General features: G+C 64.5%; 10 protein-coding genes. 7 read left to right on the top strand and 3 right to left on the bottom strand.

The annotated features are described in order from the left end of the window. Positions 1 to 113: 113 nt before the first annotated feature. Entirely contained in the window at positions 114 to 6,536 is a 6,423-nt protein-coding gene (locus WKV53_RS20960) for an nSTAND1 domain-containing NTPase (protein ID WP_341406757.1), read from the top strand. On the opposite strand, the gene WKV53_RS20955 is transcribed toward WKV53_RS20960, so the two are convergent. After that, the gene (locus WKV53_RS20955) at positions 6,537 to 6,740 is read right to left on the bottom strand and encodes a PEP-CTERM sorting domain-containing protein (protein ID WP_341406756.1); all 204 of its coding nucleotides are present in this window, start codon (positions 6,738 to 6,740) and stop codon (positions 6,537 to 6,539) included. It lies immediately after the preceding gene. Positions 6,741 to 6,927: 187 nt separating this feature from the next. Here WKV53_RS20955 and WKV53_RS20950 point away from each other — a divergent pair, with 187 nt between their 5' ends. Both WKV53_RS20950 and WKV53_RS20945 read left to right on the top strand, forming a co-directional pair. Then, a complete protein-coding gene (locus tag WKV53_RS20950; RefSeq protein WP_341406755.1) occupies positions 6,928 to 7,191 on the top strand; it encodes a hypothetical protein in 264 nt (87 codons plus the stop codon). A 3-nt stretch (positions 7,192 to 7,194) separates the two neighbouring features. Further along, positions 7,195 to 7,626: a TA system VapC family ribonuclease toxin gene (locus tag WKV53_RS20945; protein WP_341406754.1), complete on the top strand. Its 432-nt coding sequence runs from the start codon at positions 7,195 to 7,197 to the stop codon at positions 7,624 to 7,626. 14 nt (positions 7,627 to 7,640) lie between these two features. Here the strand turns inward: WKV53_RS20945 and WKV53_RS20940 are convergent, their stop codons facing one another. Both WKV53_RS20940 and WKV53_RS20935 read right to left on the bottom strand, forming a co-directional pair. Continuing rightward, on the bottom strand, positions 7,641 to 8,621 hold the full coding sequence (locus WKV53_RS20940; RefSeq protein WP_341406753.1) for a hypothetical protein: 981 nt from the start codon (positions 8,619 to 8,621) through the stop codon (positions 7,641 to 7,643). After that, complete coding sequence (locus WKV53_RS20935) at positions 8,614 to 9,162, bottom strand: RNA polymerase sigma factor (RefSeq protein ID WP_341406752.1); 549 nt, start codon at positions 9,160 to 9,162, stop codon at positions 8,614 to 8,616. Before WKV53_RS20935 ends, WKV53_RS20940 begins: the two co-directional genes overlap by 8 nt. Positions 9,163 to 9,246: 84 nt before the next feature. On the opposite strand from WKV53_RS20935, the gene WKV53_RS20930 reads away from it, so the two are divergent. The 4 genes from WKV53_RS20930 (at position 9,247) to WKV53_RS20915 (ending at position 13,307) form a co-directional block, all read left to right on the top strand. Continuing rightward, positions 9,247 to 10,182, top strand: coding sequence for a DUF6807 domain-containing protein (locus tag WKV53_RS20930; RefSeq protein WP_341406751.1), 936 nt, complete (start codon positions 9,247 to 9,249; stop codon positions 10,180 to 10,182). Continuing rightward, positions 10,179 to 11,603, top strand: coding sequence for a Gfo/Idh/MocA family protein (locus WKV53_RS20925; RefSeq protein WP_341406750.1), 1,425 nt, complete (start codon positions 10,179 to 10,181; stop codon positions 11,601 to 11,603). The genes WKV53_RS20930 and WKV53_RS20925 overlap by 4 nt, the downstream gene beginning before the upstream one ends. A gap of 161 nt (positions 11,604 to 11,764) precedes the next feature. Next, the gene (gene fdhD / locus WKV53_RS20920) at positions 11,765 to 12,532 is read left to right on the top strand and encodes a formate dehydrogenase accessory sulfurtransferase FdhD (RefSeq protein ID WP_341406749.1); all 768 of its coding nucleotides are present in this window, start codon (positions 11,765 to 11,767) and stop codon (positions 12,530 to 12,532) included. A gap of 61 nt (positions 12,533 to 12,593) precedes the next feature. Then, positions 12,594 to 13,307, top strand: a complete 714-nt coding sequence (locus tag WKV53_RS20915; protein ID WP_341406748.1) for a Bax inhibitor-1/YccA family protein — start codon at positions 12,594 to 12,596, stop codon at positions 13,305 to 13,307. Positions 13,308 to 13,453: the final 146 nt, after the last annotated feature.

Genomic DNA, 13,453 nt, shown 5'->3' with positions numbered 1-13,453 from the left:
AGAGCGCCAAATCGCCGGACGCCGTGCAAATCACCCCAGATTCGGGGAAGTGGAATCATTTCTGAATTTCCCGGTTAGAAATCCGGGCCGCGGCGGTTTTAACTCGTCGCGGGATGCAGACCCTCACGCTCTTTGTCAGTTCCCCCGGCGACGTTCGCGACGAACGCCAAGCCGTGGGGAGAATCGTGGAGCGATTGCAGGCGCGCTACTGGAACTTCATCCGGCTGGAGCCGGTGCTGTGGGAAAAGGAGCCGCTGCGGGCGACCGCGCATTTCAATGAGGAGCTGATCCGCCCGTCGGATTGCGACCTGTTCGTCTGCATCCTGTGGTCCCGCCTCGGCTCGCCTCTGCCCTCGCAATTCAACCGCAAGGACGGCACGCGCTTCGACTCCGGCACCGAGTGGGAGCTGGAGGAAGCCACCGACGCCTTCGAGGAACGCGCGGCGAAAAAGGACGCCAAGGCCAAGCCGGACATCCTGGTCTATCGCCGGATGAGCGAGCCGCCGGGTGGTGGGGACGAGGGCGCGAAGAAGGAGCAGAAGAAGAAGCTGGATGCCTTTTGCGAGCGGTTCTTCTTCAACAAGGACAAGACCATCCGCCGTGCCTTCTCGCCGTATGAGTCGGTGGACGAGTTCATGGCGCTGTTCGAGCAGCACCTGGAGAAGCTGCTGCTGCGCCACATCCGGCTGCAAAGCGGGCTTTCGGAGGATGCGGTGCGGCCGCTGCCTTTGGAGGGCTCGCCGTTCAAGGGACTGGGCACCTTCGACTTTGAAGACGCGCCACTGTTCTTCGGCCGCAATCGTCCGATCGCCGAGGCCTTGGCGAAGCTGAAGGAGAACCACGCCGCGGGCCATGCCTTCCTGCTGATCTATGGCGGCTCGGGCTACGGCAAGTCCTCGCTGATGCGCGCCGGCCTCGCACCACGCCTTACCGCCGATGGCTACTTGCCAGAGGTTGGCGAGTGGTGCGGCACCTGCATGCTGCCTGTGGAAGGCGATTCTCCGCCGCTCGAAACCCTGGCCCGCGCCATCGTCGAGGCCGTGCCGGATCTCGGGAAGCTGCGTGATTCTTCCGGGAAGGGAGCGACTCCTCCGCCCGCCCCTGCTTCAAAGAAGAACCGCCGGGGCAAGCAGCCGCAGCCGGTCGCGAAAGCGGCCGAACCAGTGTGGGACTCGGCGCGGCTGGCGCGCATGTTCGCCAAGCCGGAGGACCTGATCTTCGCCGTTGCCGCCATCGTCGCAGGACTGGATCGCGTTCGGGCGGGCAAGCCGGCCCACCTGCTGATCCTCATCGACCAGCTTGAGGAAATCTTCACCGCCAGCGACGTGACGACGGAGATGCGCGACGCGTATTTCCATGTGCTCGCCGCCCTCGCGATGTCGCGCCGCGTCTGGGTGGTGGCCACGATGCGCAGCGAGTTCTTCCCGCGCGTGCCGGAGCATCGCGACCTGTTCCAGCTCGTGCGCCACGGTGGCGGCTACATCCTCAGCCCGCCTGACCTGCCGGAGCTGCACCAGATCATCCGCTACCCGGCACTCGCCGCGGGATTGCAGTTCGAGCGGCATCCGGAAAACGGCCGCGATCTTTCCGAACAGATCTATCAGGACGCCGCGGATGCCCATGATGCGCTGCCTCTGTTAGAGTTCACCTTGGAGGAGCTCTATCAGCGACGCCGCGAGAATGTACTGGCGTGGGCTGCCTATGATGAACTCGGCGGTCTCGCCGGAGCCATCGCCCGTCGTGCCCAGGAAACCTACGACGCCCTGCCGGCTGAGACCCGCCGCGAAGCTGCCAAGCAGATCTTCGGCGAACTCGTCACGCTTGATGCCGCCAACGAAGGGCCGGCCACTCGCCGCCGCGCCAAGCTCGCGGAACTCCGCGAAGTTCATCCCGGCGCGCCCGCGTTCCTCAATGCCTTCATCGAGGCCAAGCTGCTGGTCACCGGCAGCGAGCACGACACCGCCACGGTCACGCTCGCGCATGAGGCGCTGATCACGCACTGGCCGGTGCTCAAGCAGTGGATCGAGGACCACCGCGACCTCCTGCTCGCCCGCCGGCGGCTGGAAGACGCCACCCGGCTGTGGACCGATGGCAATCGCTCCCCGCGCTTCTTCCTAACAGAAGGCCGCCTCGCCGAAGCCGAGCGCGTCGCCGTCAGCGGCGTCTTCCGCTTGAGTTCGGACGAAAACGAGCTCGTCCGGCTTTCGCGCCTGCGCGCCCGGCGGAAACTGCGGCTCTTCCAAGGAGCCACCGCCGTCTTCGCCGTGCTTGCCGTGGCCGCCGGTGTCCTCGGTGTGATCGCCCGCAACAAGCAGCACGATGCCGAGATCGCCGAGGGCAAGGCCAAGACCGCCACGGCCGCAACCAAGCGCTCGCTCGCCGCCGCCGACTTCGACTCGGGAGCCTCCCGTGTCGCCTCCGGTTCTCCGGATGAAGCGCTGCCTTTCCTGCTCGCCTCGCTGGAAAGCGATCCGAAGAACCTCGATGCCCAGGCACTCCTGTTAGAAACCCTGCGTCACACCGCGTGGAATTTCCCCGAGCTCGCGATCAAGCATCCGCTGCCGGTACGCATGCTGTCCTTCGGCAACGACCGCGACACGCTCTTCGCCGCCACCGACTCCAGCTCCAGCGGCGAGGGATTCAATACCACGCTGCGCTGGGACCTGACAAAACTCTCGGTCTCCTCGATGCTGGCCCCGCATTGGGGCGAGATAACCCTGACCCTCTCGGTCGCACCCGGCGGCAAGCACCTGATCATCCAGCGCGCCTACAAGTTCCTCGAAGACGCCTTCCTCTGTGACGCGGAGACGATGAAGGTGATCGCACGCCTGCCGGTCACCAGAGCTCGCACGATCCCTGCCACGTGCCTCGCGTGGTCGACCAATGGGGCGTTGCTCGCGTATCCGGCCAACCCGGCTCCCGGCAGTCCTGCCGCCTCGAGCTACGTCTGGCGCATCATCGCTGCCAACAGCGGCCAGACCGTGCGGGAGTCCGAACCGCTGCTGCCCACCGCCGCCGCGCCCGTCGCCGCCCAGCTCGACGGTACCCGGCTGCGGGCAATCGCCGCGGATGGAGCCCTCCTCGAAGTGCCCATCCAGCCGAACGCCGAATCACGCCATGCAAAGGTCGAGTCGCCCTTCGATTTCGCGGTGTTCAGCCCCGATGGCGGCCTGCTGCTTGCGGCCATCCCTCAGGAAAATCGCGACGAATCCCATCTGGAAGTCATCGAGTTCCGCGAGGAAAACGGGCAGCTCGAAAGCAGCTCCCGCTACCTGAAGGCGGAAGACACCTGGGCCTCCCCCACCGCCCTCGCGGAACGCTTCCCGTGGGCGAATTGGGAGTCGCCTTTCTGGCAGAAAATCTTCGCCGAACCCGACAAGACCGCGCCGCCGCTGCGGATCACCGGCTCGCTGCTGGAAAGCAGCACGCTCAATGCGGCTCGCACGCCGATCCGGGCTGAATCCCAGATCGAATCCGTGGCGACTTCCGGCAGCCGCGTGGCCGTGGGCACCGCCTCCGGTATGCTGACGGTCCACGAGTTTCTGGAACCGCTGGGCCATCGACTTCCAGCCGCGAAGGAAACCCCGGAGAAAGAAAGCGAAGGCGGCTGGAGAACCGTCAGTGAAAATCGCCTATCCGCGCTCCAAAGCCGCGGTCGCGATTGGCGGCTGAAGGCGAAGGACGGCGATCACATCACACCGCTCGAGACCTACTCCGGCTGGATGCAAACCTGTGACGTCGCGGTACCGGCCGACAACGCTTTCGTCGTTCAGGCGGGCTACAGCGCGGGCTCGGGAGGCTATTCCTACTCGGGCATGGTGGTGTCGGACGCGACGACCGGCGAAATCCTCACGGACCTGGAACCGGTCTCCGAGATTGGTTCGGTGAGCTTCCTCGGCGACCGCCATCGCGTGGCCGCGCTCGGCTCGATGGAGGTGACCATCGCGGACGTGGAGAAAAGCGGCTTCCATCATGTGGCGACGCTGCCGGTGGTGGCGGCCCATGCGCTGCACTACATCGCCGGCCGAGAACTGCTGGCGGTGGCGACGGCGGATTCGGTGCGGGTCTTCGATGCGCGTGATTTTTCACCGGTGTTCACCCTGCCCATCGCCCAAGGAGCCACCTTGGAAGGCTCCAATTGGGTCGATGGCACTCCCGTCTCCACTTGGGCGGATGACCCCGCGCGCGAGTGGCTCGCCTACCGCGCTGGCCGCCAGCTCGATGTCTGGTCGCTCAGCTCCGGCCGACGGCTGGTGAGTGGCCTGGTCTTGCCCTCGGAAAACGTGACCCCGGGCTTCGCGGAAAAGGATGGCATCGCCGGGCTTTCCTTCACTGGCGCGATCGAGGCGTTTGTGCCGCTCGCGCGCACGGGCGGGCTGGACGACTCACAGCTCGCCACCTTGCGCGAACTTTCCGAATGTCTCGCCGGCATGCGCTTCGCCGATGGATCGCGCGCCCTTGCCGCGATCCCTGCGGAAACCCGCCACGAACGGGTGCAGTCGATCGATGCCAGCACTGCGGAGTCGCTGCTGCCGGGCGCGAAGGATCTGATCGCCAGGCTGGCGACGCTCGCGCCACGCAGCAGCGCCCCGGCGGCATGGGTGCCGGTCTGGGACCGGCTCACGCTCGGCAGCGATGAAAACCAGCGCATTGCCCGCTGGGCTTCAGACCTTGGCACGGATCACCCGTGGTTCGGCGGCTTTATCCATGGCCTGATCGGAAAGTCCGACGAACAATTCTTCACGTGGCTGCGCGCCGAACCGACGACGGATCAAGAAAAGGACACCGAGGGCCCCTTGCCGCAGGACGACGATATCGGCCACCTGCACCGGATCGCCGGCGATCCGGCGGAAACCGCCGAGTTGAAGCAGGCCGCGTGGCTCGTCCTCCGCACCGCCAATGCCGGCGCGGCCCTGACCGAGAAGGCCACCCGCGAGGACTTCCCTGACCTCGACTTCGAGGCGCTGGCAAAGCTGGAGCCCACCGCTCTCGAAGCGCTTCGCAAGGAGCTCGACGAAGGCGAGCAGAGCAACTGGCGGATCAAGCTGATCGACGAGCTCGGCAAGCGCCCCGCTGCCGTGGCCCTGCTGGATGCCCGCATCGCCGCCACCTTGGCAGCGTGGGAAGCCGCGCCCACGCCTTCCAGTGCCATCGATCACGCCGAAGCGCTCGCCTTCCGCGGCGAGGTCGCCAAGGCCGCCGAATTCCTTACCGGCAAGATTCCGGACGATACCGTCTTCACGCTTCCGCAAGCCCACTTCCTCATCGCCTCCCGCCTTGCCACGACCTGCCAAGCAGCGGTGGAAAAATCGCTCGATGCGCTCGACTCGTCATGGCTGCACGCCGCGTGGGTCGACTCGCCTGCCGGGGGGCCCTTGGCCAGCCGGGTGGAACGCACGATGACCGCCGTGGACGGCCAGGGCCGCGCCGCCATCGCCGCCCTCCACGCGGCCTTGCACGCCAACGACCCCGCCTCCATCGCCATCGCCCTGCGCTTGGCCAAGGACTTGCCACTGGCGATCCGCGACTACGCCGGCGCGCGCGTCTTGTGGGCGGAGGGAAAGAAGGCCGAGGTGTTCGCGCTGTGGCCCGGCGAGTTGCCCGACTTCGGCGAGCTGGAAGAGGCGAGTGACTGGGGCGGCTGGGAAGCCGTCATGTCCTGGCAAGAGACCAACGCATTCGTCGACGAGCTGGAGCAGATGGCCGCCACCCTCAAGGCAGCGCCCGAAGCCAGCATCGAGGACCTGCGAGCCCTCGGCGAAAAACTGCTGGCGAAAGAGACCACCGCCACCTTCGGCGCAAAGCGCGTCCGAGACGCGCTCGTCACCTGCGCCCTCGGCCTCGCTGACGATGCCAAGTCATCGGAACTCATCACCAAGATGGTCGACCGGGCCCGCCTCGCCGGCGCATCCCATCAGGACTGCCTGCGGATCGAAGCCCGCTCTTTCATGGCGCAGGGCCAGTTTACCGCAGCCTACGGGCGGTGGCTCCAGCTCATCGACAACGACAAGAGCGAGATCTCGTCGAACGACTACCTCTACGCCGCCAGATGCGTGCTGGAGGACATGCAGGACGCCGCGGCGCTGGAGCTGCTGAATCGCGGCAAGGACCGCTTCCCCACCGATGCTGGCTTTGCCTTGGACGCCTCCTGGCTGCTCCTGACCACCTCTCATCCGGAGGACGCCGGAGTGATGCTCGAGCACGGCTTCAAGATCCCCTTCCCGGACGAACAGAAGCAAACGGCCACCGCCATGCTCCTGTGCGCCGCAGAACAAACCGGACGCGCGGACCGTGCCGACGAAGCCTTCAAGGAACTGCTCACCCTGAGCCCGGAGTGGGGTGAAGTGAAGAGCCTGAACACCCTCGATTGGCCTGACCTGCTGAAGCAGACCCTGATCGCCGTGGCGAAGCGGAATGGCGCGGTAGAAACCGCAGAACCGGAAAAGACCGAGCCGGAGAAAGCAGTGCCAGAGAAGCCGGCACCGAAGAAGGGAGCGCCGGAAAAGGCGAAACCGAAGAAAGCTAAGTCCAAGTAATCAGCGCGGTCCGCCCTTCCGCATCAGCAGGAAAAGCACCGCCATCGCGCCGGCCAGCAGGAACAGCGGCGATGGCTCCGGCACGGCGGTCACCTTCACCTCCGGCACCGGATCGCCGACAACCGCGCCCGGCCCGGCGTGAGCGACGGACAACAAGAGCACACTGGCCAAAGCCAAGGCGTTCCGGCAGGCGATTGATTTCATGGCACCGGGGGGTGTTAGGGAGGCACGGGAAGGATTCCCCATCCAGAGCGCTGCGTGCATTACCAGTCCCGGAGAGGCAGAACAAGCTGCAATTCTCTGCACGCCGCCGTTTCCAAAGCCTCTGACGTGCCAAGCCCTCGTGAAATGAAATGATCTGAATGAGCAGTTTTCTTCCGTATTCCCCGGAATGAAGACCTCGATCGATCTCCCGGATTCCCTGCACCACAAGGCTCAGGCCCGGGCCGCCGAGCAGGGAGTCTCTCTGGGTGAGATCGTTGTGGCAGCCTTGGAGAAAGGCTTGGACCCCGCCCGCGCAGCAACCCGGCATCCAGGTGAGCCACACTTCGAGATCGATGAGCTCGGCTTGCCCCGCCTCCGCCGGATGCCGGGAGACACGACCGTGATCACCGAGGAATTGCTGAACCTGCTCCGCGAACGGGAGGGCGTCTGAGCCATGATCCGCCTGGCTGACATCCCCGTCCTGATCGCCTTGGCCGATCCGCGTCACGTCCACCACGTCGCAGCCCGGAGATGGCTGGTCTCCCGGCCCGACATGGGGCTGGCCACCTGCCCGCTGACCGAGAGCGGATTCCTCCGCATCTACGGCCATCCCTCGTATCCCCATGGCCCCGGCTCCCCGGAAAAAGCCCTGATGGACCTGAGGGCCTATCGAGCCCGGCGCGGCCACCATTTCCTGCCCTGCGACCTGTCGCTCAGCGACCCCATGTTCACCTCCTTGGCCGGCTTGGCACCGCAGCGAGTCACGGGCATTTATCTGGTGGCCCTGGCGCTGAAATACGGGATCCGCTTTGCGACCTTCGATGCCAACCTTCCCACGTCGCTGGTGGCCCGTGGCTCCCACGCTGTGGACGTGATTCCGGTCTGAGGACGGATCACCCGTCAGAACATGTCCTCCAAACGCTTGCGATCGACATCCTGCTTCCGATCAGCGTCCTTCTCCCCCATCAGGACAAAGACCCAGTCTTCATCACTCCAGCGGGCGACCGACCACTTGCCATGGTTACCATAGGCCGGTTGGCCTTCCTTGGGCAGCTTGCAGCTGACATCACAGCGCTTGAAGACCACGAGGTGAACCACGTTGTTCTCCTGCTTGAAGCAAACGAGCGCGCCTTTCTTCCCCTCGATGTCCAGCTCGCGGCAGCCGAGGCCGGGAATGTCCTTGAGGCCCTTCGGCAGGCAGCGGTTCGGGCACGGCAGCTTGGCCGCTTGGAGATGATCGAAGAGCGCGTGGTGATCCGGATCATTCAGATCCAGTTTGAAGCCCGGGGACTCGAAGGTCTTGATGAACTCTTCCTCGACCTGGCTGATCGGCAGGCTGGCGACGACCGGAATCACTCCGCCTCCCGAAGTTCCCGGGCCATTGGACCCCAGCGACGTCTCCTCCGCCGGATTGGACACGACGCCGTCGGCCCCCTCATGTGGACGACTGGCGAGGAAAGCCAGAGCGATTCCCGCCGCAGCCGCTGCGGACAGGCCGAAATGCCACCAGCGGCGACGACTCACCGGTTCGGCGGCGGTACGCTCCATGGCGGAGAGAATCTCGCCGCGAAGAGCGGACGGCGGGCGGATGTCCGCCATCGCCCCGATCACCGAAACGTCGAACCGGTCCGGATACACCGCCGCATCGCCGCGCTCCATGGCGAGGCTGACGAGGATCTCCTCGCGCAGCACCGGCGGGATACCCACCGAGTTCAGCGCGGTGGCGAAATCCGCATCGCGGGCGCGCTCCCGGGCCAACCATTCGCCGAGTTCACGATCCTTCGCCGCCCAAGCGAGTGCCTCGGCGAAGTCGGGATTCCCGGCATCCGCACCATCGGGGCGGAAGCAGCGGAGAATGAAGCGTGCTTCCTCCTTATCCATGGTTCGATTTCAGGGCCTCCGGTTGCAGTTGCAGGATGTTCTTGGGCGCACTGGAAGGCTCCGCGGTCATGCGACGGCGGAGCATTTCCTTCGCCCGGGAAATGCGCGACATCACCGTGCCGATCGGCACGTCGAGGATCTCGGCGATTTCCTTGTAGCTGTGTTGTTGCAGGTAGAAAAGCGCAAGCGGAGCGCGGAAGGTCTCATCGAGATCGCCCAGCAGTTCGAGCGCGCGCTGGCCGTCCATGGTGCGCTCGGTGTCGTCTTCTTCCGAGCAGATCTTGCCCGCCACCGCCTCGGTCAGCTCCTCGTCGGAATAGCGCTTTGCCTTTCGCGCCAGGGCCAGGAACTCGCGGTGGAGTGTGGTGAAAAGCCACGTCTTCGCCTTGTCGCGCTCCTTGAGCTGGTGGCCTTTCTGGGCCCAGATGCAGAAGGTCTGCTGGACCAAATCGGCCGCGGTATCGGCGTTCTTCGATAGCGACATCGCGAAGCGGTAGAGCGCTTCGTAATGAGCATCAACGAGCTGTTCGAATTCCGACATCAAGCTTCCTTGGGAGACCTACTCAATAGAGTTATTCCGCAATTTTCCATCGCCCATGCACCGGTTCTTGTCCAGCGTGCCGGGATGAAGCTCCTGCTTTTGCCTCTTCTTTTGGCCACCACGGCACTCGCCGACGAAGGATTCTCGATCAAGGGCTCCACCGAGCCGATGGCGGTGAACATCGAGCTGGATGGCAAGCCATTCACCACCTTCGCGACCGACTCCCGGGTCCCCTACATGGCCCCGCTGCGCTCGACTTCCGGAGCGGTGCTGACCCGCCACTGGCCGATGGAAGACACCTTCAAGGAGGAGGAGCGGGATCACCCGCACCATCGCGGCTTCTGGCTGAGCCATGGCAACGTCAACGGCAACGACTTCTGGGCATGGCAGTTCGGCCAGGACCCGAAGATCGTGCTCAAGAGCACCCCGAAGATCGAAAAGAACTCCTTCAGCGTGGATCTCGCCTGGACCGCCGGTGGCAAGACCCATCTCACCGAGCAGCGCAGCTACGCTTTCAAGAAGATCGACGACAAGACCACGATGATCAACGTGGTCTCGAAGCTCACCGCGGCCGATGACGATGCGACCTTCGGCGATACCAAGGAAGGCTTCTTCGCGATCCGCGTGGACCGCACGCTGCGCCTGAAGGGCAAGGTCGCCAAGGGCCACATCGCCGACTCGGAAGGCCGCACGGATGACGAGGCCTGGGGCAAGCGCTCGAAGTGGGTGGCCTTCACCGGCCCCGATGAAAAGGACGAGCCGGCGGTGGTGGCGGTCTTCGACCACCCGTCCAACCTCCGTTTCCCGACCTGGTGGCACGCCCGCGACTACGGCCTGCTCGCTGCGAACCCCTTCGGCATCCACGAGTTCGAGAACAAGAAGGACGAGAAGCACCTCGGTGATCTCGTTCTGAAGAAAGGCGAGTCGCTGACGTTCCGTTATGGCGTGATCCTGCATCAAGGCAGCTTGGAATCCGCCAAGCTGGCCGACCGCTGGACCGAGTTTTCCAAAACCCCATGAAACGCCGCTTCTTTCTCCACACCTCGGCCTTCGCCGGCACCTGGTCGCTGCTGTCCCCGCTGGCCCGCGCCCAAGGCGCGAATGACGACCTGCGGGTCGCCGTGATCGGCTTCAATGGCCGGGGCCAGAGCCACATCGACTCCGCGACGAAAACCAAGGGCGTCCGCCTCGTGGCACTCTGCGATGTCGACTCGAAGGTGCTCGGTGCCGCAAAGGACAAGCTGGAGAAGCAAGGCATCAAGGTCGCGACCTACGATGACTATCGTAAGGTCTGTGAGGCGAAGGACATCGATGCCGTGGTCATCGCCACGCCGAATCACCTGCACTCGCTGATCGCCGTCACCGCTGCGGCCAATGGCAAGCACGTCTACGTCGAGAAGCCGGTGTCCCACAATGTTTGGGAAGGCCGCGTCCTCGCTGACGCTCAGGCGAAGTATGGCAAGATCATCCAACACGGCTTCCAGCGCCGCTCGGAGACTTCGTGGGAAGAGGCTTTCGCATGGGTCAACGCAGGCAACATCGGCAAGCTCAAGCTCGCCCGTGGCTTCTGCTACAAGCCGCGCCCATCGATCGGCAAGGTGAGTGGCCCACAGAAGCCACCGGCCGAGGTGAACTACGACTTGTGGTGCGGCCCGCGCGAAACCACTCCGCCGCATCGCGAGAAGTTCCACTACGACTGGCACTGGCAATCTCCCTACGGCAATGGCGACCTCGGCAACCAAGGCCCACACCAGCTCGATGTCTGCCGCTGGGCGATTGGCGATCCGAAGGAGCTCCCACCGACCGTCCTGTCCTGCGGCGGGCGCTTCGCCCATGACGATGACGGTGACGTGGCCAATACCCAGGTGGTCTTCCTCGGCTACGATCCGGTGCCGATCCTCTTCGAAGTACGCGGACTCCCGAAGACGGGCGTCGATTACAAGTCCGGCATGGACAACTACAAGGGCCAGTCCGTCGGCAACCTGATCGAATACGAAGGCGGCTGGCTCGCCGGCGGTCACGACGGCAAGTGCCAGATCTTTGATTCACAAGGCAAGCAGCTGAAGGCCTTCCAAGGCGGCCGCTCGCACTTCCAGACATGGGTCGATGCGATCCGCGCCGGGAAACAGGAGCACATGCGCTCTGCCGAGAGCGGTCACCTTTCCTCCGCGCTCGCTCACATCGGGAACATCTCGTGGGACCTCGGCACGCCGGCATCGACGGGCGATGTGAAGGCCGCCTTCTCGAATGCTGCCGGGGCGGAGGCCATCGAGCGCATGTCCGCCCACCTCGCGGCGAATGGCGTGGACCTCGAGAAGCAGAAGATCCGCCTCGGCGCATCGCTGGCCATGAGCGGTGAGAAATTCACCGGCGATCACGCCGACAAGGCCAATGCTCTCTTGAAGGGCAGCTATCGCAAGGGCTTCGAGCTCCCGGTCTGACTCATCTAACGACCAAAGGAGCGAAAGCCATAAGGGGTGTCGACGTTCCGTCGACACGGTGTGGACGGAACGTCCACACTCCTTATGGGCTCGTGCTGCCAGCGCTCAAGAACCACGAAAGGACTTCCCGAACCGCGGGCACGTCTCTAGGCAGAGGTGGCATGGACAAGCAGATGATGGCCACCGACGCCGATGGCGCGCAGGTTCCCGATCAGGTGGTGATCGAGGAACCGCTCCAGATCGTGATCGATGGCCACCCAGTCGCGGTCACGATGCGCACGCCCGGTCACGATGCGGAGCTCGCGCTGGGCTTCCTGCTCACGGAAGGCGTCATCCGCTCGCGAGATGATGTCCGCAAGATCGACACGGAGTCGCGCGAGAACCATGCGCTGGTCTTCCTCTCCGACACTGCGGAAGTGGACCTCAAGAAGCTGACCCGCCATGTCTTCAGCGCGTCTTCCTGCGGCATCTGCGGGAAGGCGACCATCGAGGCCGTCACTTCGCAGCGTCCGCCCCTGCAGGAGCGGTTTGAAATCTCCCGCGGGGTCCTTCTTGCGGCCCCGGCGAAATTGGAGGCCGCCCAGTCGGTCTTTGCCCGCACCGGCGGCCTGCATGCGGCCGGGATCTTCACGGCGGATGGCACGGCGCAGGTGATCCGGGAAGACATCGGCCGCCACAATGCGGTCGACAAGGTGCTCGGCCATGCGCTGGAAGCCGGGTGGAATTTGTCTCGAAGTTTCCTATTGGTCTCCGGACGCGTGTCTTTCGAGATCATGCAGAAGGCGCTCGCCGGTGGCCTGCCGTTGGTCGCCGCCCTCTCCGCTCCTTCCTCGCTGGCAGTGGATTTCGCGGTGGAATCGAACCAAACGCTGGTCGCTTTCCTACGCCCACCACGGTTCCGGGTCTTCGCCGGTAGCGTGACCGCGTGAATCCTCGGCCCCGGAAAACACCTTGCCTCGCGGGGTGGCGGGGACCATACATCCTCAAGTTATGAATTCCTCTTTCAATCCCTATGCTGTCGGTCCGGTGGCGGAGGCGCCGCTGGAAACGCGCACCGACTTCGTGCGCAAGACGTACACTCACGTGGCGGGAGCCATCGGGTTGTTCGCCCTGGTGGAATACCTGATGATCCAGGCGGGACTCGGAAACGCCGCCGTCTCCCTGCTCGGCACCAGCAAGTATTCGTGGCTGATGGTGATGGGCGCCTTTATGGGAGTTTCCTGGCTCGCCAACAAGTGGGCCTACGGTGGTGCTTCCAAGGGCATGCAGTATGCCGGCCTGGCGCTCTACACCGTGGCGGAAGCCGTGATTTTCCTGCCGCTGATCGGCATCGCGCTCATGCGCTCGAACGGTGCCGCCCTGATCGGCCAGGCGACCGTGGTCACCGGCTTCCTGGTGCTCGGCCTGACTGCCATCGCCTTCACCACCAAGAAGGATTTCACCTTCCTCGGGGGAATGATCAAGATCGGCTGCTTCATCGCGCTTGGCCTGATCGTCGCCTCCATCTTCATGGGCTTCTCGCTCGGCATCTGGTTCAGCGGGGCCATGGTGCTGCTGATGGCCGGTAGTATCCTCTACAATACCAGCGCGATCATGTATCACTACTCGCCCGGCCAGCACGTCGCCGCCGCGCTCTCGCTCTTCGCCAGCATCGCCACCCTGTTCTGGTATGTGCTCCGGATGTTCATGAGCAACCGCAACTGATCCTTGCGTTAGCTTTTCTCTTCCAAGGCCGGATGTCCGCGTGGCATCCGGCCTTTTTCGTGGTCCGGGAGCGGCCCGCCCTCAAGTGTAAGTAGTCCCGGCTTCAGCCGGACACGCTGGAAATGCAGGCTCTTCCCCTCGTTCGG

The sequence above is a fragment of the Luteolibacter sp. Y139 genome (genome assembly GCF_038066715.1).
GTDB classification, from domain to species: domain Bacteria; phylum Verrucomicrobiota; class Verrucomicrobiia; order Verrucomicrobiales; family Akkermansiaceae; genus Haloferula; species Haloferula soli.
The sequence above is the reverse complement of the archived record's forward strand: the minus strand, read 5'-3'. Positions and strand labels throughout refer to the sequence as shown.

Coding starts and splice junctions, on each gene's coding strand:
- WKV53_RS20960 (WP_341406757.1), top strand. CDS start 114: ATGCAGACCCTCACGCTCTTTGTCAGTTCCCCCGGCGACGTTCGCGAC.
- WKV53_RS20955 (WP_341406756.1), bottom strand. CDS start 6,740: ATGAAATCAATCGCCTGCCGGAACGCCTTGGCTTTGGCCAGTGTGCTC.
- WKV53_RS20950 (WP_341406755.1), top strand. CDS start 6,928: ATGAAGACCTCGATCGATCTCCCGGATTCCCTGCACCACAAGGCTCAG.
- WKV53_RS20945 (WP_341406754.1), top strand. CDS start 7,195: ATGATCCGCCTGGCTGACATCCCCGTCCTGATCGCCTTGGCCGATCCG.
- WKV53_RS20940 (WP_341406753.1), bottom strand. CDS start 8,621: ATGGATAAGGAGGAAGCACGCTTCATTCTCCGCTGCTTCCGCCCCGAT.
- WKV53_RS20935 (WP_341406752.1), bottom strand. CDS start 9,162: ATGTCGGAATTCGAACAGCTCGTTGATGCTCATTACGAAGCGCTCTAC.
- WKV53_RS20930 (WP_341406751.1), top strand. CDS start 9,247: ATGAAGCTCCTGCTTTTGCCTCTTCTTTTGGCCACCACGGCACTCGCC.
- WKV53_RS20925 (WP_341406750.1), top strand. CDS start 10,179: ATGAAACGCCGCTTCTTTCTCCACACCTCGGCCTTCGCCGGCACCTGG.
- fdhD (WP_341406749.1), top strand. CDS start 11,765: ATGGACAAGCAGATGATGGCCACCGACGCCGATGGCGCGCAGGTTCCC.
- WKV53_RS20915 (WP_341406748.1), top strand. CDS start 12,594: ATGAATTCCTCTTTCAATCCCTATGCTGTCGGTCCGGTGGCGGAGGCG.